Source organism: Marinobacterium marisflavi, from assembly GCF_982447095.1.
The window spans coordinates 1,736,800-1,755,073 of sequence record NZ_OZ457898.1; the positions used below are offsets into that span (position 1 = coordinate 1,736,800).

General features: G+C 51.8%; 20 protein-coding genes and 1 pseudogene. 10 read left to right on the plus strand and 11 right to left on the minus strand.

From position 1 onward, the window contains the following. Nucleotides 1–53 precede the first annotated feature (53 nt). Nucleotides 54–380: a hypothetical protein gene (locus AC1WNR_RS08570; protein ID WP_481644086.1), complete on the minus strand. Its 327-nt coding sequence runs from the start codon at nt 378–380 to the stop codon at nt 54–56. 198 nt (nt 381–578) lie between these two features. On the opposite strand from AC1WNR_RS08570, the gene AC1WNR_RS08575 reads away from it, so the two are divergent. Beyond that, a complete protein-coding gene (locus tag AC1WNR_RS08575) occupies nt 579–962 on the plus strand; it encodes a thiol-disulfide oxidoreductase DCC family protein (RefSeq protein ID WP_481644087.1) in 384 nt (127 codons plus the stop codon). A 101-nt stretch (nt 963–1,063) separates the two neighbouring features. Here the strand turns inward: AC1WNR_RS08575 and AC1WNR_RS08580 are convergent, their stop codons facing one another. Genes AC1WNR_RS08580 through AC1WNR_RS08590 form a run of 3 tightly spaced genes read right to left on the minus strand, consistent with a single transcriptional unit; the run spans nt 1,064 to nt 2,999 of the window. Further along, nucleotides 1,064–1,270: a hypothetical protein gene (locus AC1WNR_RS08580; protein ID WP_481644088.1), complete on the minus strand. Its 207-nt coding sequence runs from the start codon at nt 1,268–1,270 to the stop codon at nt 1,064–1,066. 12 nt (nt 1,271–1,282) lie between these two features. Then, a complete protein-coding gene (locus tag AC1WNR_RS08585; RefSeq protein WP_481644089.1) occupies nt 1,283–1,702 on the minus strand; it encodes a hypothetical protein in 420 nt (139 codons plus the stop codon). Next, the gene (locus AC1WNR_RS08590) at nt 1,671–2,999 is read right to left on the minus strand and encodes an ABC1 kinase family protein (protein ID WP_481644090.1); all 1,329 of its coding nucleotides are present in this window, start codon (nt 2,997–2,999) and stop codon (nt 1,671–1,673) included. The genes AC1WNR_RS08585 and AC1WNR_RS08590 overlap by 32 nt, the downstream gene beginning before the upstream one ends. A gap of 115 nt (nt 3,000–3,114) precedes the next feature. Between AC1WNR_RS08590 and AC1WNR_RS08595 the strand changes: the two genes are divergently transcribed. From AC1WNR_RS08595 to AC1WNR_RS08630, 8 genes are all read left to right on the plus strand, one after another. Continuing rightward, nucleotides 3,115–3,492 carry a carboxymuconolactone decarboxylase family protein gene (locus AC1WNR_RS08595; RefSeq protein ID WP_481644091.1) on the plus strand — a complete coding sequence of 126 codons (378 nt, stop codon included), beginning with the start codon at nt 3,115–3,117 and terminating at the stop codon, nt 3,490–3,492. Then, entirely contained in the window at nt 3,489–4,880 is a 1,392-nt protein-coding gene (locus AC1WNR_RS08600; protein WP_481644092.1) for an MATE family efflux transporter, read from the plus strand. The genes AC1WNR_RS08595 and AC1WNR_RS08600 overlap by 4 nt, the downstream gene beginning before the upstream one ends. Then, nucleotides 4,855–5,913, plus strand: a complete 1,059-nt coding sequence (locus AC1WNR_RS08605; RefSeq protein ID WP_481644093.1) for a DUF3080 family protein — start codon at nt 4,855–4,857, stop codon at nt 5,911–5,913. Before AC1WNR_RS08600 ends, AC1WNR_RS08605 begins: the two co-directional genes overlap by 26 nt. A 195-nt stretch (nt 5,914–6,108) precedes the next feature. After that, nucleotides 6,109–7,254, plus strand: coding sequence for a TRAP transporter substrate-binding protein (locus tag AC1WNR_RS08610; RefSeq protein ID WP_481644094.1), 1,146 nt, complete (start codon nt 6,109–6,111; stop codon nt 7,252–7,254). A gap of 74 nt (nt 7,255–7,328) precedes the next feature. Next, complete coding sequence (locus tag AC1WNR_RS08615; protein ID WP_481644095.1) at nt 7,329–7,952, plus strand: TRAP transporter small permease subunit; 624 nt, start codon at nt 7,329–7,331, stop codon at nt 7,950–7,952. Nucleotide 7,953: 1 nt separating this feature from the next. Continuing rightward, nucleotides 7,954–9,381, plus strand: a complete 1,428-nt coding sequence (locus AC1WNR_RS08620; RefSeq protein ID WP_481644096.1) for a TRAP transporter large permease — start codon at nt 7,954–7,956, stop codon at nt 9,379–9,381. 8 nt (nt 9,382–9,389) lie between these two features. Next, nucleotides 9,390–10,739 (plus strand): amidase, encoded by a 1,350-nt coding sequence (locus AC1WNR_RS08625; RefSeq protein WP_481644097.1) that lies wholly within the window; start codon nt 9,390–9,392, stop codon nt 10,737–10,739. 2 nt (nt 10,740–10,741) lie between these two features. Further along, nucleotides 10,742–10,906: a hypothetical protein gene (locus AC1WNR_RS08630; RefSeq protein WP_481644098.1), complete on the plus strand. Its 165-nt coding sequence runs from the start codon at nt 10,742–10,744 to the stop codon at nt 10,904–10,906. A 100-nt stretch (nt 10,907–11,006) separates the two neighbouring features. Here AC1WNR_RS08630 and trxC read toward each other — a convergent pair whose 3' ends face one another. Together trxC and AC1WNR_RS08640 are read right to left on the minus strand one after the other, a co-directional pair. Further along, nucleotides 11,007–11,435, minus strand: coding sequence for a thioredoxin TrxC (trxC, locus tag AC1WNR_RS08635; protein WP_481644099.1), 429 nt, complete (start codon nt 11,433–11,435; stop codon nt 11,007–11,009). A 227-nt stretch (nt 11,436–11,662) separates the two neighbouring features. Further along, on the minus strand, nt 11,663–12,652 hold the full coding sequence (locus AC1WNR_RS08640) for a LysR family transcriptional regulator (RefSeq protein ID WP_481644100.1): 990 nt from the start codon (nt 12,650–12,652) through the stop codon (nt 11,663–11,665). 70 nt (nt 12,653–12,722) lie between these two features. On the opposite strand from AC1WNR_RS08640, the gene AC1WNR_RS08645 reads away from it, so the two are divergent. Next, on the plus strand, nt 12,723–13,484 hold the full coding sequence (locus AC1WNR_RS08645) for a class II aldolase/adducin family protein (protein WP_481644101.1): 762 nt from the start codon (nt 12,723–12,725) through the stop codon (nt 13,482–13,484). 412 nt (nt 13,485–13,896) lie between these two features. Here the strand turns inward: AC1WNR_RS08645 and AC1WNR_RS08650 are convergent, their stop codons facing one another. The 5 genes and pseudogenes from AC1WNR_RS08650 to AC1WNR_RS08670 all read right to left on the minus strand — a co-directional run bounded on the left by AC1WNR_RS08650 (nt 13,897) and on the right by AC1WNR_RS08670 (nt 18,162). After that, the gene (locus tag AC1WNR_RS08650; protein WP_481644102.1) at nt 13,897–14,076 is read right to left on the minus strand and encodes a response regulator; all 180 of its coding nucleotides are present in this window, start codon (nt 14,074–14,076) and stop codon (nt 13,897–13,899) included. Nucleotides 14,077–14,178: 102 nt separating this feature from the next. Continuing rightward, a pseudogene (locus AC1WNR_RS08655) lies at nt 14,179–14,277 on the minus strand (ATP-binding protein); the annotation flags it as partial. Nucleotides 14,278–14,354: 77 nt separating this feature from the next. Continuing rightward, nucleotides 14,355–14,930 carry a histidine kinase dimerization/phospho-acceptor domain-containing protein gene (locus tag AC1WNR_RS08660; protein ID WP_481644103.1) on the minus strand — a complete coding sequence of 192 codons (576 nt, stop codon included), beginning with the start codon at nt 14,928–14,930 and terminating at the stop codon, nt 14,355–14,357. A gap of 471 nt (nt 14,931–15,401) precedes the next feature. Next, nucleotides 15,402–15,782, minus strand: coding sequence for a response regulator (locus AC1WNR_RS08665; RefSeq protein WP_481644104.1), 381 nt, complete (start codon nt 15,780–15,782; stop codon nt 15,402–15,404). Next, nucleotides 15,775–18,162: a hybrid sensor histidine kinase/response regulator gene (locus tag AC1WNR_RS08670; protein ID WP_481644105.1), complete on the minus strand. Its 2,388-nt coding sequence runs from the start codon at nt 18,160–18,162 to the stop codon at nt 15,775–15,777. The genes AC1WNR_RS08665 and AC1WNR_RS08670 overlap by 8 nt, the downstream gene beginning before the upstream one ends. Between the last annotated feature and the right edge of the window lie 112 nt (nt 18,163–18,274).

Below are 18,274 nucleotides of genomic sequence, written 5' to 3' on the forward strand. Positions count from 1 at the left end.
ACATTTCCTACAAAAAACGGCGCATCGAGCGCCGTTTTATGTCCATTTAAAACTTAGAAGCAGGAGTAGACCGCCTGGCTATCTGAATCTAGACCAGACACAATCACCACCGCACGCACCGCAACACCCAATGGAGCCTGCCCAAGATCATGCATCAAGCGGAGGCATCGACTCTGCGACTCTTGCGCGCTGAGGTTAGTGGCCAAAATCTCAGCAACGATGCCATCCTGCACGGCATACTGTAGGTTCGTCGCTAAGCCAGACCCTTGATTATTCAAGTACGCCTCTAGCTCATTTGCGTGCACCGTCGGACCACAGGCAAACAATGCCAATGCTCCCAGTGCTTTAATCCATCTCGGTTTTTTTAGGAACCAGCTCATGCTGCACCTCGGCTTTCAATTTTGCCTTATCTAGTTACTCGTCTGCGTTAAATTAAAGTTAGACCAACGCAAGGATTCTGTGATTGCAATTTGCTCATTCAGAACGAGTAGAGATCGAGTTTGGTCCTACTCAGACTTTCCAGCGCTTTAGCACCGATTAGAGTCATCCATACGACGGGATGAGGCGTATCACGCGGCATGAGACCAAAACTGTTTTACGATGGCGGCTGTCCGTTGTGCCGCAAAGAGATCAACCACTACATCAAAATCGACCGCAAACAGCGCGTTGAGTGGGTCGATATTACGCGTGAACAAGCGCTACTAGAGGCGCAGGGCCTGAGTTTCAGCGAGACTATGAGGTTGATTCATGCGGTGGATGCAAATGGCGAGCGCCAGATTGGCGTGCCGGCTTTTCTCGTGGTCTGGGATCAACTGCCCGGGTATCGATGGCTGGCTCGGGCGGTGCGCGCAACGCGTACCACAAGGCCGCTTAATTGGCTCTACTACAAGTTCGCCAACTGGCGCTATGAACGGCGATGTAAAGAGGGCTGCAAAGAGGGCTGCGCCCTACCCCGGGACTGATCTGTCGCTAAATATGGCGTTGCCGTACATAACTCCTACAGGGTGGCCAGCTTGAGTTTACGAGCGCTGAAGCGCGAAGCGCTATTTTGCGACCCAACCGGTCAGTCCGTACCCGATAGATAACTCACCAGCAACAGAACAAGATAGACGACCACTATCCCGCGAATATAAGCCCGTACCAAACGTTCTCGTCCGACCCACTTCTCGGGATCTTCAGCTCTCGCTCTCTGCCGACCCACCCACCAAAGTCCCAGTAGTGCCGACAGGGCTGTTACCAATCCAAACCCCTGCGCATAGGCTTCAAACACCCTGTACTCCTGCTACTCGCGTCGACCTTTGCAGACGCTGTGCTGCTCCTTAGTCCCCTCAAGACCCGAGAGAACCCATACATTAGCGACTCTATCAGAGGCGGGCGCGCCTTGCAGGTCGTCGAGCAGGGTTTTGCAACGCTCTTGCGCCTCGGAGTTGCTAAGAGGCTGCTTATAAAGGTCGGCCACAGTCAGCGTACCATCATAACCCTCCCGCACCAGATAGATCATGTTCTCGCGCGTGTGTGTACCAAAACTATTGATATGGGCTTGAAGGTTGGTTGCGCTGGCATAAACCGGCGATTCGACCGAGGCTGCTGCATTACTCAGGCTCGCGGCCAACGCCAGGAGTAGTCCTAACACAGCACTAATCGCCAGACCTACGCCCCAGACAATCAGTTCAGGCGAAGCGGCTGTAGATCTCTGCCACATTGACTTTGGCTCCATATTTAGCTGCCAACAGATACATTCCTCCCATCTTGCGGTGCAAGAAGAGTACGTCCGCAGGCGGGGTGTGCCAGGCGTTCGGATCACGACTAACAGACATACCGCGTTGTTGTATCCGGCGCGCAAGATCAGAGGCGCCGAAGTCATACTCACCCTCAGTCCTGAGCGGTTCTGCCGCCAACATAAAGATATCCAGCACTACCTCTCGGTTAGCAACGTCAGCTCCTTTGGCGAAAAATCCAAGATCCTCCAGAGCGCCCTGCAAGCCTTCGCGCGATTCAGCGATGGCCATATCAATCGCGCGTTTGTAGCGAGCCACAAAGCGCTTATCAAAGGCTCGAACCGCGCCAAAATCGAGCAGCACTAACTGGCGGGTTTCAGGGTGTACTTGGTAATTGGCAGGGTTAGGGTCTGTCTGCATCAGATTGAAATGGAGCATCTCGGTAAAGAAGAGCTCCAGCATAATCGCCAGCAAGCGCGCCGCATCGTCTGGGTGCTGTTCAAGCCACGCGTCCAGCGCCTGAGCCTCAACAAAACTCATCGTCAGAATCTCTTTGCTGGTTAAGCGCTCGTAGCACTTGGGCATCTGCACTTGATCCTGCAACCTGAAGGCTTTCAGCGCCTCAGAGTACTGATTCAAATGACGCGCCTCAGCCAGGTAGTCCGCTTCCAGATGCAACTGGCGGCGAGCCTCCGCGATCAGATCATCCAAATCTAGGGAGCGAGGGATCAAGCCGCTTATGCGCAGCAAGGAGACCACATTATCAATATCACTATCGATACTCTGGGCCACGCCCGGGAACTGAACTTTAATTGCGAGCTCTTCACCATTTTCCAGACGGGCTTTGTGCACCTGACCGATCGATGCCGCCGCAACAGGTTCAAAAGAGAAGTAGCTGAACTGATCCATCCACGCCTCACCCCAGTGTGACTCGAGGCTGTCGAGCAGCTGGGTTTTTGGCATAACCATCCCTTGCGCCTGAAGTCGTGCCAACACGGCTGCTAATTCAGCCGGCAACAGCGTGCCCGCATCCATGGACAGTAGCTGCCCCATTTTCATCGCGGCACCGCGCATACGTGCCAATTTATCGGCAACATGCGCCAGGTTTTTCTGCGTAAGCACCAGTTCGCTGAGAGGAGCGCTCTCACCCTTCACCCAAAGTTTGGAGCCTTCAGCCACTACATTACCCGCGACTCGCGTGGCCAAGCCACCGAGTTTCAGAAGTCTTGATGTGCGGCTTTTTGGGACGCGTGCCGCGCGCATGGTGTTGTCTGTTGTCATGCAAGCATATACGCCATGGATAGACACTCGGACTAGTCCTCTAGATCTGTTCTAAGGTGTTGTATTCACAGGATGCTAGCCTCAAACTAACTGCTCAAGTTTCAAGGAGCTGGCCATGGATAACTTCTTCGACAAAGGTTTAGAGATGCGTCGCAGTACGCTGGGTGCAGAGTATGTAGACGATAACCTAGCTGCAGCGGACGACCTTACTCGCCCCTTCCAAGAGGCGATGACGGCTTGGTGCTGGGGCTTTGGCTGGAGTGACGGAGCGATTGACCCGAAAACTCGCTCACTGATGAATCTGGCAATGCTCGGCGCGATGGGTAAAAGTCAGGAGTGGGCGACCCACTGCCGCGGGGCGCTCAATAACGGCTGTTCCGTCGATGAGATTCGCGCCGCTATCCACATGGTGGGTATTTACGCGGGGGTACCGGCCGCGATGGAGTGTTTCCGCCATGCACGCGCAGTACTCGAAGAGGCTGGAAAACTTTGAGTTTCAACTCCAGCCGTTCAAACAGAGGGACCCCCTTCGCTTTTTCTGGCGCTCTCTCTGAGGTCAAGGCTCTGTTCAAGCTGGCCTGGCCGATTCTTCTGGCTCAGTCATCAATGACTGCCATGAGCTTGGGCGATTCTTTGATGGCCTCGCACGCCAGCGCCGACGACCTGGCAGCTGTCGCACTAGGAGCATCCATCTGGCTGCCAATGCTAATCTCCATGAGCGGTGTGATGATGGCACTAACCCCGATCGTGGCATATTTAGTCGGCAGTAAAAACACCAGCGAAGTCCGCGCAGAGCTACACCAGAGTCTGATGCTGGCGTTGCTGCTGGGGTTGATCGCAGCGGTGATGATGCGCAACGCGACGCCTCTGCTCGCCTGGCTCGGAGTAGAAATTGAGCTCCAGGTCAAAGCGCAGAACTACCTTCACGCCATCAGTTGGGGCTTCCCGCTGATGCTACTGTTTCAGTCGATGCGCTCCTTTGCCGAGGCCTTCGGCCTGACACAACCGATGATGCGGATTGGTCTACTGGCGGTCGCACTAAACATCCCGCTCAATTATCTGTTTATTTTCGGTAAGTTGGGGCTGCCCGAGCTGGGCGGTGTCGGTTGCGGGTATGCCAGCAGTATCGCCTTTGCGGTGATGTTTATTGCCGGAGCACGGCTGCTGCGCATAAGCCCACATTTTCGGGCGATGGATCTGTGGAGCCGCAGTTGGAGACTGAACTGGATCCGAATGCGACATCAGCTTGCGGTTGGTTTACCCATCGCCTTTGCCCTGCTGATAGAGACCAGTATGTTCTGTTTTATCGCACTGTTGTTGGCAGACTATGGTGCGGTCGTGATCTCGGCGCACCAGATCACTCTGAGCATCTCGAGCTTCATTTTTATGCTACCACTGAGCCTGTGCCTGGCTCTCACAATACGCGTAGGGCATCACCGAGGTGCCGGCGACCTAAGCTTAGCGCAGCGTACCAGTTACCTCGGTTTAGCCATCAGCCTAATCGTTGCGTTGACGAGCTTCTGCCTACTGCGCTTCCTCGCCGCACCTATGGCCGGATATTACTCGGATAACGCTGAAGTGATCGAACTAGCTGCCTATCTGCTCAGCCTTGCCTCTCTCTACCAGTTCTCCGACGCGCTGCAACTCGCTGCAACAGGCGCCTTGCGGGGCTTCAAAGAGACCCGTTCACCGCTCATTGTCTGCTTCATCGCTTACTGGGTTGTGGGCATACCCAGTGGTTACTACATGGCCGAATATCAAGGTTTTGGGGCATCTGGATACTGGCTTGGGATCCTGATCGGACTCAGTTTCGCCGCCGTACTTCTGGTACGACGTTTGATCAGAGTCACCCAGAATGCGCTTGCGCCCACTACTGCTTAGCTGCCTATCACTACTACTTGCCGCCTGCGGCGCCGACGAAGCCACCTCACTGGCTGATCGCTACGCCAGTCGAACTAGTAACGCGATAGATGTCGATATTGATTTGCAGTTGAAGCCGCCAGCAGAACTTTACAGTCCATTGGCCCCTAGACGGGAGCGTTTAGCCGAAGTGCCAGAGATTCGCGAAGGCCTGCTCGATCTCATCGACCTACGTCACTGCAACCTGATGCAACTGGTTAGCGAACGCAATACGAGTCTGGGGCGAATTGCTAAGCCGTCACAACGTCTAATCTATGAGCTCAAGATCCTACCGGAGATCAATCGCTGTCTCTCTGCCCTGAGTGGTGACGAGGAGAAGAGTGAACTTAGGACGAAACTTGAGCAGTATGCGCAGACTAAACGCGAGGGTTTCGCACCCCTGCTGCTCAACGCCATCTACAACACCGACGAGATGGAGCAGCACTTTTCCCTAGGCCAGCCCCCTATATCACCAGGAGATGAGGGCTACTTAGCACCCTTGGTAGAGTCGCTCGAACGATTTGGCCTACTCGCCCAATTAACTCAGCAACAGAACTGGCAGACCCCCGAGTTTACCGAATCACTAGAAACCGCCTACGAGACACTTTATCGCACTGATTTTGGTGCCCGCTGGATCAGCTCCATGGCGCTGCTTACACAAACACTTAATCAGGCTAGCACCGGCATTGAACAGCGATTAGCGGGCCGTCCGATCTGCTTTAACCGCAAGCAGAACAGTAAATCAGAGATCCTCTGGAATGTATTTGTGAAGTTTTACGTCGGTGAACTCCAGCCTTACATTGCGCAGGTAGAGCGCGAAGGCAAAGAGTGGAGTCGACTCAACAAAGCAATATTGCAACCACTATCCGAAATACCAGAATCTAGACTTGTTGCCCTTTATTTTGAAACAGATGAGAGCTCACCACTCTGGGGCCCCTATTTACAAGCGAGGCAGCGACACACAACCGCTTGGCAGACCCTACTTGAGCAGTGTGACTTGCGTCCCGGAGCGTAATTTCGCGATCCGGAAAAAATTTAAAGAACCGGTAAGACCAAGAGGGCGTATGCTCGTTCGTGCCTACTGATCTCTCCCTGAGGATGTAGACACTAGATCTCGGGGCCAACTATGGCCGGCCGGCCTGGCCTCCACCTGATCTAGCTTTACAGCGTTATACGGAAATACAACAAAAAGCGTAAACGAGGTTTAGACATGTCAAAGAAAACCGAAGATAAGGCGATTAACCGTCGCTCATTCCTCAAAGGCGGTGCAGCTGCCGGTGCCCTAGCAGCAGGTGCAGTCGCTGCACCAGCAGTACTTGCTGGCGGTCACGCAAAATCAATCACCATCAAAATGCAGTCTTCATGGTCAGCATCTGACATCTTCCAGGAGATGGCTCAGCAGTACGCTGATCGCGTAGAAGCGATGTCAGGTGGTCGCCTGAAAATCGAACTACTACCTGCCGGTGCCGTCGTAAAAGCCTTCCAGGTACTCGACGCGGTCCACGACGGTGTAATCGATGCAGCCCACTCTGTACCGGTGTACTGGTACGGCAAGAACAAAGCAGCGTCTCTGTTCGGTACGGGTCCTGTATTCGGCGGTAACGCAAACACCATGATGGGCTGGTTCTACAAAGGGGGCGGCCAGGAGCTGTACCGCGAACTGACTCAGGACATGATGGATCTGAACGTTGTCGGTATGATGGGTTTCCCAATGTTCCCGCAGCCATTCGGCTGGTTCAAAGGCGAAGTCACCAAGGCGTCCGACCTGAACGGCTTCAAGTACCGTACCGTTGGTCTAGCAGCTGACCTGCTGCAGAACATGGGTATGGCGGTTGCACAGCTGCCAGGCGGCGAGATCGTTCCAGCAATGGAGCGTGGCGTAATCGACGCATTCGAATTCAACAACCCAACTTCTGACCGCCGTTTCGGTGCTGCAGACGTAGCGAAAAACTACTACCTCAGCTCGTACCACCAGGCGTCTGAGTCGTTCGAATTCCTGTTCAACCGTGATCTGTTCGAATCGCTCGATCCAGATCTGCAGGCCATCCTGCAACACGGTGTCGAAGCGGCCTCAACATCTAACACCATGCTGGCACTTGATCAGTACTCTCAGGACCTGATGGAACTGCAGCGTGATGAAGGTGTTACAGTTCACCGCACTTCGAAAGATATTCTTGAAGCTCAGATCGCGTCTTGGGACAAGATCATCGTCGAGCTTGAGAAAGACCCATTCATGAAGAAAGTCCTCGACAGCCAGCGCGCTTGGGTAGAGCGTGTAGGTTACTTCGAGATTATGGCTGGTGCAGACGTTGTGACTGCATACAACCACTTCTTCCCGGGCAAACTGACAATGTAATTACCTCGGTAATTAACACTTGTTTGAATAGCGGGGGGAGCACTCTCCCCGCTTAGTTTTTCGAGGAAACATCAATGCTTGGTTATATCCGTTTTGCCGATAACCTCTCCGCATGGGTAGGCAAAGCTTTCGCGTGGCTCATTATTGTAATGGCCTTTGGCGTTGGCTATGAGGTATTTGTTCGTTACGTTCTCAACTCACCAACAGCCTGGGCACTTGACGTCTCATTTATCATGTATGGCACGCTGTTCATGATGGGTGGCGCATACACGCTCTCTAAAAACGGCCATGTGCGCGGCGACTTTATCTATCGCACCTGGTCTCCTCGCACTCAAGCGAAGGTCGATCTAACGCTTTACTTCATATTCTTCTTCCCAGGTGTTCTCGCTCTGGTTCTAACTGGCTGGAAGTACGGTGTTCGCTCTTGGGGTTACAACGAGGTATCCGTCAACAGCCCAGCGGGTATCCCTATCTATCAATTCAAGATGGTCATCGTTGCCGCGGGCGTTCTACTCCTGTTCCAGGGTATTGCTCAGGTTATGCGTTGCATCTACTGCATCCGCACCGGCGACTGGTTAGAAGCTCTAGATGGCGATGATGTAGAAGAGACAGAAGTACTGCTGATGCGTCAGGCAGATTCACAAAACACTCACGAAGATCAGCTTGCTGATGCTGAAGTGACTGCGAAGGATCGATAAGATGAGTGACCCGATAATCGCAATTATTATGCTCGGGCTGTTCCTGTTTATGGTACTGCTCGGTTTCCCTATCGCATTCACCCTAATGGCGATGGGCATTATTTTTGGCTACTACGCCTATTTCGATGCCGACCGCATGTGGCGCGGCTACGAACGCATGATGGCAAAGGGAGACGTCGATACCCTGAGTCAATTTGGCGGCTGGATCGAAGGCCTGTTCAACAACCGTATATTCGACCTCTTTATCAACCAAACCTATTCGGTGATGGCGAATGAGGTCCTAACAGCGATTCCCCTGTTCCTGTTCATGGGTTACATCGTCGAGCGCGCCAACATCGTTGGCCGTCTCTTCTCTACCCTGAACATCGCAGCGAAGAACCTTCCCGGTTCCATGGGTGTAGCAGCGCTAATCACCTGTGCACTGTTTGCTACTGCAACAGGTATCGTCGGCGCGGTGGTAACGCTGATGGGTCTGTTAGCACTGCCATCAATGCTCAAAGCACGTTATGACCGTAGCTTTGCTTCGGGCATCATCTGTGCGGGCGGTACGCTCGGTATTTTGATACCGCCGTCAATCATGCTTATCGTTTACGCAGCAGCGTCGGGTGTTTCCATCGTACGCCTCTACGCGGGTGCCCTACTTCCAGGCCTTACACTGGCTGGACTGTACTTGATCTATGTGATGGTACGCGCAGCGCTGCAGCCTGAATTAGCACCAAAACCGACCAAAGACGAGGTGCCAGACCTCCCGTTGGGCAAAGTTCTGTGGATGCTTCTCACTTCGTTCTTGCCGCTTGCAGTGCTGATCCTGTCAGTACTGGGTTCAATCTTAGGTGGTTTAGCAACACCGTCAGAGGCTGCATCTATCGGTGCACTGGGTGGTATTGTTTTGGCTGCAGCCTATCGCTCGCTCACCTGGGACCGTCTTCGTGAGTCCGTTTACCTCACCATGCGCACCACAGCAATGGTATGTTGGCTGTTTGTCGGCTCATACACCTTCTCAAGTGTCTTCTCGTACTTGGGTGGTGAGCATATTGTAGCCGACTTCGTAACCGGACTAGATATGTCTCCGCTGGCCTTCCTACTGCTGGCACAGGTAATCATCTTCCTACTGGGTTGGCCGCTTGAGTGGTCTGAGATCATCATTATCTTTGTGCCGATTTTCCTGCCGCTGCTACCTATGTTCGGTATCGACCCGCTCTTCTTCGGTATTCTGGTCGCGCTCAACCTGCAGACTTCATTCCTAACACCGCCCATGGCGATGTCGGCCTACTATCTCAAAGGTATAGCGCCGCCCGAAGTTAAGCTGACCGAGATCTTTAAAGGTTGTATGCCGTTCCTTGCGATGGTATTCGTAGCGATGATTCTGATGTACACAGTACCCGATATTGTCTACTACCTACCTGACCTACTTTACGGACCGAAATAGGAGCACGCATGACTGAACTACCAACAACCTCGGTGATCGCCCTGCGAGAGCGCCAACAGAGTGGCGACTTGAGTGCATTGGAGATCGTCAATGCCTACATCACTCAGGTGGAGGCACAAGAGGATAAGGTTCAGGCGTTTGCGTGGTTTGATGCTGAGTACGCGCGCGCCCAAGCACAAGCTCTGGACGCGCACCGCATGCGAGGGCTGCCACTGGGCCCTCTGCACGGCATCCCAGTTGCACTGAAAGATATCATTGATACCAAGGCGATACCGACTGAGAACGGTACGCCAATCGATGCAGGCCGCGTACCTAAACGTGATGCAGAATTGGTCTCACGACTACGTTCTGCCGGCGCTATTATCTTCGGTAAAACTCGCACAACGCCGTTTGCATACCTGACCCCCTGTGAAACGCGTAATCCGCACAACCTAGAGCACACGCCAGGTGGATCCTCCTCGGGGTCTGCAGCGGCGGTCGCGGCAGGTATGGTGCCTCTGGCAATCGGCACACAGACAGGAGGTTCAGTTATCCGACCTGCATCCTTCTGCGGTGTGCACGCAATCAAACCAAGTTTCGGCATGATACCGCGCACCGGTGTTTTGATGCAGTCGCCGACACTAGACACCATCGGTGTATTCGCGACCTGTATCGAAGACTTGGCTCAGGCTCTTGATGTTCTCGCCGGCTACGACGAGAAAGACAGTGCGACTGAACTATTGCCCTCACCTCAGGCGGCAACAATTGCGCGTCAAAAGGTGCCAGTCACGCCGACCTTTGCACTTGTTGAGCCACCAGGTTTTGATCGCGCCAGTGACGAACTCAAGGCAGCACTCAATGAACTTGGCGAGTTTCTCGGCGAACAGGTGTTCTCTACGACTCTGCCAAAGGCATTTGATGAGGCCGTTGAAGCACGGATGACCATTAACTTTGCTGAGATGGCTAAATGCTACTACCGCTACTCCAGCCAACACGCTGATCAGTTGCCCGCGGAAGTAACCGATGCAATTGCCCAAGGCGAGAAAGTGATGGCACGTGACTACATCTCAGCACTGGACTGGCGTGAGTTACTCAACGCTGGTCTGGAAGAGATGTTCGAGCGCTGTGACGCCATGATTCTGCCCTCAGCGCCGGGGGCTGCACCCGGACTTGATAGCACCGGCGATCCTATATTCAACGGTATCTGGACGCTCTGCGGTACACCGGCGATTAACATCCCAGTATTTACCAGCGAGTCCGGACTGCCTATGGGTATTCAGTTAGTGGGGCCACGTGGTGATGACGCACGACTGCTGCGTACAGCGCGTTGGCTAGCGCAGAGCCTACAACAAGAACAAATTAATGAGGAGGTCGCTTAACGATGCGATTTATACTTGCACTGGTTGGTTTTGGACTGCTGGCGGTATTCCTTGGAATTCTCGCCTTCACCGTAAACCATACTGATTTAACGATTGTCTGCGCACTGGCAGTTGCCATGTGTGGTTTTGATTTCCTGCGGTCGGTTAAGGCTAACGAGCAGCATTAACAGGCCCTTGGTCTTCAAATTTAATAACGCGGGCCTTGTGCCCGCGTTTTTTATTGTATTGCGAGCGTGCGCTTCGCGCAGATCGCTCCTTCTTAGCTCTTTATTTCCCTACCCACTGCATTATCTGGGTGATGTTCATTGCACCCGATGCCCGATCCTTCTCTTTACCATTCTCAAACCGCACCATTGTTGGCAAACTGCGAATGTTGTATTTCGCTGCCAGCTGCTGTGCAGCTTCGGTGTCTACCTTGGCAAATCGCACCTGCGGCTCCATCCGCTTAGCCGCCTCTGCAAAGGCTGGCGCCATCATACGACATGGACCACACCACCCAGCCCAGAAATCGACAATAACCGGCACATCGGTGTTGCGGATAAATTTACCAAAGCTCTCCTCATCCAACGCTATAGGCGCTCCCGTGAGGATCGCTTTGCGACATTTTCCACAGGCTGGCCCCTGCTCTAGGCGATCAGCAGGTACGCGGTTAGTGGCAAGACAGTGCGGACATGACAGATTGAGTGACTGACTCATAGAAGCTCCTAATATATTCGATAACTCTAATATTAGGGCACGACCAGCGCTTTTCAAGAGCACCCCGGTCGACATTTCTCGACGCTGTCCGAGCGCTGTACGCAAAACGTATTGCGCGACTGCTTACTGCGGATTACTTAAGATGGTCGTTTCGACAGAATTACCGGAAGCAGACATTCATGGTGCGTTAGTCTAGTCATCCACCAGTCCGTGATGTTCGCGAAGATTCAGGTAGCAGCTTCCTCTACTACACCCAACCAGTGCCCGGCCTTGCTTTCCCGATCCCTGACTTCATGAATCAAACGAGAAGCCGTGCGAAGCAACTGCGTTTCAGGCCGATCCGTTCTCTTCATGATATAGACATCCCGCCAAAGCTCAGGTTCGGTGACCTCCAGTACGTGTATTTGATTATTAGCTTGAAGATGAAAAAAGGAGGACGATGGCGTTAACAAGAGCCCGTGCCCTTCGGTCACATATCTAAGTGACGTCATCAGCTGTCCGAACGGGCGTTTACGCCGCAAGGATACCCTCGATGTTTTTTCAAACTGCGTAACTACATGGCCCAAAGAATCTTGGTTGCTGGTTATGAGCAACTCATGTTTAGCAAGCTCAGTAAAGCTAATCTGGCTTTCCGATAAAAGCGGTCTTAAGGCGGGATTATTGGGAGATTTACCCATCACCACGAAGAGTCTTTCCCTGAACAAATACTCAGCGTCGAGTCCGCTCATATCGCTGCCATCTGGCGATGAAATCGCAAGGTCTATCTCGCCCGATCTTAAAGCCTGATTCAGGCTAAACGAGAGCGATGTACGCAAGTCGAGATCTACACCCGGGTAACGCTCCTTAAAAAGCGCCACCAAGGGGACTGCCAAACTGTTGCAGGTGGGTTGATTCATACCAATACTCAATCGCCCGCTTAAACCCTCCGCCAGTGCCGAAACGTCGGATTTGGATTGCTCGATCTGCCGGAGTATCGCTGACGCGTGCTGATAGAATTTCTCACCCAATTCGGTAAGTTGCATCCCTTTATAGTCGCGAGTAAACAGCACACATCCCAGTTCATGCTCAAGATTGTCGATCTGTAGCGTAATACTTGGCTGAGCCACATCCAGCTTACGCGATGCCGCCGCAATGCTTTTTAGATCTGCCGTCGCCTGAAAATAGATGAGCTGCTTGGAATTCAAAATAGCCTCTATAAAAAATGTACCATCTATCAATATTATCCATAATTCTTATGCAGATGATACTTAGATAACATGAGCAAAAATTTAGATTCAGGAGAGACACATGGCTAAGTATTACGAACACCCAACACGTTACAGTGACGAAGAGTGGCAAGCTCGCGTCCAGCTTGCAGGCGTCTACAGAGTCTTTGCACATCTTGGTTGGGATGAATCGATTTACAACCATATCTCACTGCGTGTTCCCGGCGAGGCAGAACATTTTCTAATTAACCCGTTCGGTCTTCACTACTCTGAGGTTTGCGCATCCAATCTGGTTAAAGTTGATATTCAAGGCAACATAGTTGGACACTCTGACTGGCCAATCAACCCTGCCGGCTTTACGTTTCACGGCGAAATTCACAAGCGGGTTCCGAACGGCCACTGCGTAATGCACGTGCATACTACGCCCACATTGGCCGTGTGTTGCCTCGAAGATGGTCTGAGCTACAGTAACTTTTATTCCGCCCAGCTCTATGGAAAGGTTGCTTATCATGAGTTTGAGGGCATCACCGTTCATGCTGATGAAGGCGAGCGAATTCTCGCTAGTGCAGGCGACAAGCAGGTTCTTCTTTTACGAAATCATGGTCCCGTTGTTATTGGCGCCACTTTAGCCCAAGCATTTTCGCTCATGTGGTTGGTTAATCGTGCATGTGAGGCACAACTTGCTTCAATGTCGATGGGTAAGGTGAAAGAGATACCCACTGATGTACTAGAAAAATGTGTGCGCGACTCACTTAACTTCAATCCTAAGTATGGAGCTGGTGAAGACGCCCTAGCCGCAATGATTAGGTTAATCGAAAAACAGGACTCCACGTATAAGCGATAAGGTTGACTGCATATGATCAGGTAAACCAGAGCAATTTGTAGCGACAAATTCCTCCCTTGGCAGTGAATCCGGGAGAAGATAAACCGACAATGCCTGTACCACTATCTTAAACCGTTGAGAGTGATTTTCAGTCTTAACTACTTTTAAGATAGAGTCCGATTACCCATTCAATAAGCGAACACTAATATGCTGGATTGGGTCGACTCCTGCCGATTTGCCCTTGTCCCCCGCCTGCGGCACTTAGGAGTCATCGAGAGCCACCAGAGCCCAGATCAAAGACCCCCAAATGGATTTAGATAGCGATCCGCGGATCGCTGCGGCCTGAATATTGATGACTAAATCTTCTTTCAAGTAGGGTTTGCCAATCACACTGTCGAATCCCGCTGACATATATGCTCAATATCTTCCCTCATCACGTTAGCGGTACAGGCGATAATTGGCTTAGTGTAGTCGACCAATTCTGAATATCGAGAAATACAAGGTCGTAATCGTTTTTCAGGGCTTTTTCGACTGCCAACTCACCGTTCTCCGGTTCATCTATCTCATACGGTAGGCCTTTCAGAAGCGCGCCGAATATCATGCGATTGGTCATAACATCTTCGGCCAAAAGAATCCGCGCTGGCTGTAGTTTGGCGATATCTATCCTGGATTTCTGATCCGCTCGTGAAATGGATGTAACTGGCAGAAAAAGTTGAACTTCGAACCTACTTCCTCGATCTAGCTTGGAGGTGACACTGATGCTACCGCCCATCAACTCTGCAAGTTTTTTGGATATGGGTAGGCCTAAGCCAGTGCCAGCGCGCTCAGCTCTGAAGTTACAAGCTTGATGACGTCGTCCACGCTGCTAGGCTCCGGGTAGAGATCTACCTTTTATTCGGTAAGCTTTGATAGATCCAAAATATCGTTCACGATTCCAATAACCGAGTGGTAACTCTGCATACCTACGCTGGTGTAACGAGCGACTGTGGCCTGGTCATTCAAGTTACCGCGGATCACCTGCCAAGAACCAAAAATACCGTTCGATGGTGTTCGAATTTCATGGGACATGTTTGCAAGAAATGCGGACTTCGCGCTGTTTGCGTGATCAAGATCCTCGATCAGTTCGGCCTGAGAGGCCGATAGCTCACTCGCACGCGTAACGAATAGAGTAATCAAACCGGCAATCACTAAAATGGCCGATCCACTTGTTATCGCCCCAGCATACCGAATAACACCAACGGGCAGGTCAGAGACCTTCATCCCAAAGAAGTTATGTTCAAATAGGAAGCCAAGTGTCAGACAGCAGATTGCCAGCGCTAAAAAGAAACCGACTTCAATCTGTTGTTGCTTGACATCCAAAACGACAACAACCAATGCCGTTAAAATGAAATACAGATGCCCAATACCGGTCGCGGGCTCAACATAATTGATGACAAAAAAAGTAGCCCCCAACAATGATAGGAGCATTACGCGCGCTGCAAATTGAGGGCGGTTCAGTCGATACAAACGTATCGCCAATGAGTACCCTGATATCGCGCTAAGGCAGGTATAGACCGCTGGATAGAGTTCGTAGAACCACGCTAGGCCGAGATAGCTAAGCGTTGCGACAATTAAAAGCTGTGCAGCACGTTAGCCCAGTGTCCGATGAAAAGAGTATGAGTTATCAATCATGCAGTGTTTCTGATTTTTCAAAGATCAGCCATCCAATCAGCAAAAACTGCGCCAATGCTGAGTCGACAACAACATTCGGATCACGAATGGTAAACTCAAAGCTACACCTAACTAGTTTGCTTCAATTACTCAGACGCTTCTCAAATGTTCATTACTTAGATCTCCATCATTATCATTACATGAAGAAATTTAGGTAGTGTTCTGATAGAAATGGCCGAGAAGGGTCGGTCTTGACCAATATCAGCATATCCAAATCATCCGTCGCTATTACAATGGCGCCGGATGGGTCAAAACGTAGTCTATGCTGTCTCGCAACTCGCCTTCCGATGCGGTCTTGTCCAAAACGCCTCTAATCCCACGTCTAATCAACTCTGACAAGGTACCTTGATCAATCTTTGAACTGTAAGCGAGAACAGGAATATTTCGAGTACCTGGCAGGCTCTTCAGAAGGGTCAGTACCTCGGACCCGTCCACATGCGGCATACATACATCCAGCAGAATCAATGAGGGCTGAAGCCTTAGCGCTTTCGCGAGTGCCTCATTAGGATCGGTACAACCGTGGAGGTGATAGTCGGAGTCCAGCATCTGTTGCAATGCAGCGTGCGCGAGCGGATCGTCATCGATGTATAAAATCGATACCTTAGACATTTGCGGGCTCCGTATTTAAGCGAGTCAGCTCGTCGAGTAACTTCTCAATTGTAATCGGTTTGGCAATGACACCACTGGCGCCAACCGCTAGCAAACGATCCGTCTCTGCCCCTACTACCGCTGCGGTTACGCCAATAATTGGGCCAACATAGCCCTCGGCTCTGAGAGCCGATGTAAGGCCATATCCATCCAACTGCGGCATCATAAGATCCGTCAATACGAGATCAAATGCACCGTCTGCCTTTTTAAACGCATCTAGCGCACTTTGCCCGTTTTCATGGCATTCGATCGTGGCGCCCTGTTTGATCAGTGCTCTTTCGGTTAGCATGCGCAGCATCCTGTCGTCTTCTGCGAATAGCACTCGGTAACCTGAAAGATTTATACTTGCCTGTGCCTGTGCCTGTGCCTGTGCCTCATAGTCGAGCGGCTTCAGCGGGAAGACAACACTAAAACATGCGCCCCCAAGCATCTCACTGTCGCGGTATGTCAACACGCCGCCCAATTGGGCGCTCAACTCTTCCGCGATAAACAACCCAAGACCCGTACCATCTTTCTGCGTATCGCCTCGGCTGAATGCTGTGAACAGGCGCTCAACCTGATCAGCAGGAATGCCTTTCCCGTCATCCTCAACGCTGAGGGTTGCCCTATCACTGCCATCCTCACCCTGCGTATAGGTCAAACTCACCAAAACCTCAGATCCCTCTGAATGAATCACCGCGTTCTTTGTCAGGTTGGTCACCAACTGTCGCAGCGCTTGTTCACGGATTGAATACAACAAACCACTGGCTGTGTGGGTAAATTTTACCGTGACCTGATTATCCGATGCTAAGTGCGAAATCGCACTCAGCGCCCGCTCAATAACAGCCTCGGGTTTAGCGGTGCTCTCCTGAGATACCCGAGCACGCTCAGGCATAACCACTGTGCGCAGATCCTCTAGCACAGCTAACAAGTTGCGAGATATTTCGCGGACGTTCGTCAGTTTCTCCGGGGCACTGAGTTCATGATCATCCGCAATCATCGCCATCGAGGCCACAGGCGTACGCAGCTCATGTCCGATAACAGAAAAGAGCTCCTTCTGACGCTCCGAATGCTCTCGCAGTTGCTCTGTTGTCTGCATCAGCTCGGTAACATCTTGGCGCAAGACTAACCGTTTAAGCAGCGTGCCCCTCTTGTAGGTCCTACCCGTGTATATATGAGACCAGTGTGGCCCGCTCTCTCCGGGGTAGCGTACGGCATAAGTCATCTCAGCTTCGTCTTGAGCGAGTGTTTGGCGAAGTTGATTCGCATCAGCTTGAGACGGGATCATACTCGCTAGGGCATCGCCTATTCGAATCACGGTACCGACGGGCATCGCGGGGTGTTTGCCCTCAATCAGGGTCGCATCTCCCGAATCAATATCCAGTTCAAACAAGGTGATGTCTGCGCTTTGCAGAATAAGAGAAAGTTGAGCGCTCTTTGCATTCAGCTTCTCATATGCGCCTACCGTGAGTTTATTAAGCAGTGTGGAGCGCGCCATAACGATAGCGGTCACCACGGACATTGCGACCACCACGCTGAGCGCCAGATTTACCTGCAACGGGCCCAATGCGCTGGGGAGTGCTTCCGTTTGAAGTGCAAGCAACTCTACGGCCGAAAATGAGAATCCCATCGCAGCATACGCGCGCATGGGCAGTAGTAGCGCTATTGCCATCAACCACACGGCGACATCGATAAAGTCATAGAGAAGAGGCTTACCAAAAAAATGGCTGCTCACTTCGTACACCACAAAACCCACGAAGAGCTTGGTCATGAGTGAAAGTTTGTGTGGAGTGGAATCATGATTGCAGACCGATATGAGAACCGGAAAGACAAATAAATAGCTAACCAGCTGAGAGCCCACCCAGGCCCCTGCACCGTAGAGCAAGGGGGCGCCGTAGCGTTGCTGAAAGTAGACCGATATGATCAGTGCTGCGGTGACCAGTATGACTGCAAGCTTCAGTGACACCTGCACGACTTTACGGGCGAACCGCCCACCGTCTTGTAGTGAGCACCCTTTATTGATCACCGACAGAAAAAGGCATGATGCCAGATAAATCTCAACAGAATTAACAGTTGTCATAGCAACCGCGTCAGGCAGTGCGCTACCGGATAGCACGCTCGACGCCAGTAAGGCCAGCACCGATAATAGGAATACTTTTGAATCTGGTAAGGCAGAGTGGCGGCTATAAGCCTCTAACGACAACCACAAGACAGCAACGGCATTCGTGACCCATAGCCACGAAAACGAGAGCTCCGCATCAAAATAGAATTCAGCCGAGAGCAGCGACAGCACCAGAACAGCAAGTGGTAATAACCACACAAAGCGCGCTGCGCGAACTACCAATTGATCATTTGAGTGCATGCAGAAATCCCTATACTGTTGCATTGAGTCCATGATGACCCGCATATTAAATCGCAAAAAACGTCGCAAAATGCGACGCGTAACGCAAAAAAAACCATCCACCTCTAGAATT

Coding starts and splice junctions, on each gene's coding strand:
- AC1WNR_RS08570 (WP_481644086.1), bottom strand. CDS start 380: ATGAGCTGGTTCCTAAAAAAACCGAGATGGATTAAAGCACTGGGAGCA.
- AC1WNR_RS08575 (WP_481644087.1), top strand. CDS start 579: ATGAGACCAAAACTGTTTTACGATGGCGGCTGTCCGTTGTGCCGCAAA.
- AC1WNR_RS08585 (WP_481644089.1), bottom strand. CDS start 1,702: ATGTGGCAGAGATCTACAGCCGCTTCGCCTGAACTGATTGTCTGGGGC.
- AC1WNR_RS08590 (WP_481644090.1), bottom strand. CDS start 2,999: ATGACAACAGACAACACCATGCGCGCGGCACGCGTCCCAAAAAGCCGC.
- AC1WNR_RS08595 (WP_481644091.1), top strand. CDS start 3,115: ATGGATAACTTCTTCGACAAAGGTTTAGAGATGCGTCGCAGTACGCTG.
- AC1WNR_RS08605 (WP_481644093.1), top strand. CDS start 4,855: ATGCGCTTGCGCCCACTACTGCTTAGCTGCCTATCACTACTACTTGCC.
- AC1WNR_RS08610 (WP_481644094.1), top strand. CDS start 6,109: ATGTCAAAGAAAACCGAAGATAAGGCGATTAACCGTCGCTCATTCCTC.
- AC1WNR_RS08615 (WP_481644095.1), top strand. CDS start 7,329: ATGCTTGGTTATATCCGTTTTGCCGATAACCTCTCCGCATGGGTAGGC.
- AC1WNR_RS08620 (WP_481644096.1), top strand. CDS start 7,954: ATGAGTGACCCGATAATCGCAATTATTATGCTCGGGCTGTTCCTGTTT.
- AC1WNR_RS08625 (WP_481644097.1), top strand. CDS start 9,390: ATGACTGAACTACCAACAACCTCGGTGATCGCCCTGCGAGAGCGCCAA.
- AC1WNR_RS08630 (WP_481644098.1), top strand. CDS start 10,742: ATGCGATTTATACTTGCACTGGTTGGTTTTGGACTGCTGGCGGTATTC.
- trxC (WP_481644099.1), bottom strand. CDS start 11,435: ATGAGTCAGTCACTCAATCTGTCATGTCCGCACTGTCTTGCCACTAAC.
- AC1WNR_RS08645 (WP_481644101.1), top strand. CDS start 12,723: ATGGCTAAGTATTACGAACACCCAACACGTTACAGTGACGAAGAGTGG.
- AC1WNR_RS08650 (WP_481644102.1), bottom strand. CDS start 14,076: ATGACCAATCGCATGATATTCGGCGCGCTTCTGAAAGGCCTACCGTAT.
- AC1WNR_RS08660 (WP_481644103.1), bottom strand. CDS start 14,930: ATGCTCCTATCATTGTTGGGGGCTACTTTTTTTGTCATCAATTATGTT.
- AC1WNR_RS08665 (WP_481644104.1), bottom strand. CDS start 15,782: ATGTCTAAGGTATCGATTTTATACATCGATGACGATCCGCTCGCGCAC.
- AC1WNR_RS08670 (WP_481644105.1), bottom strand. CDS start 18,162: ATGCACTCAAATGATCAATTGGTAGTTCGCGCAGCGCGCTTTGTGTGG.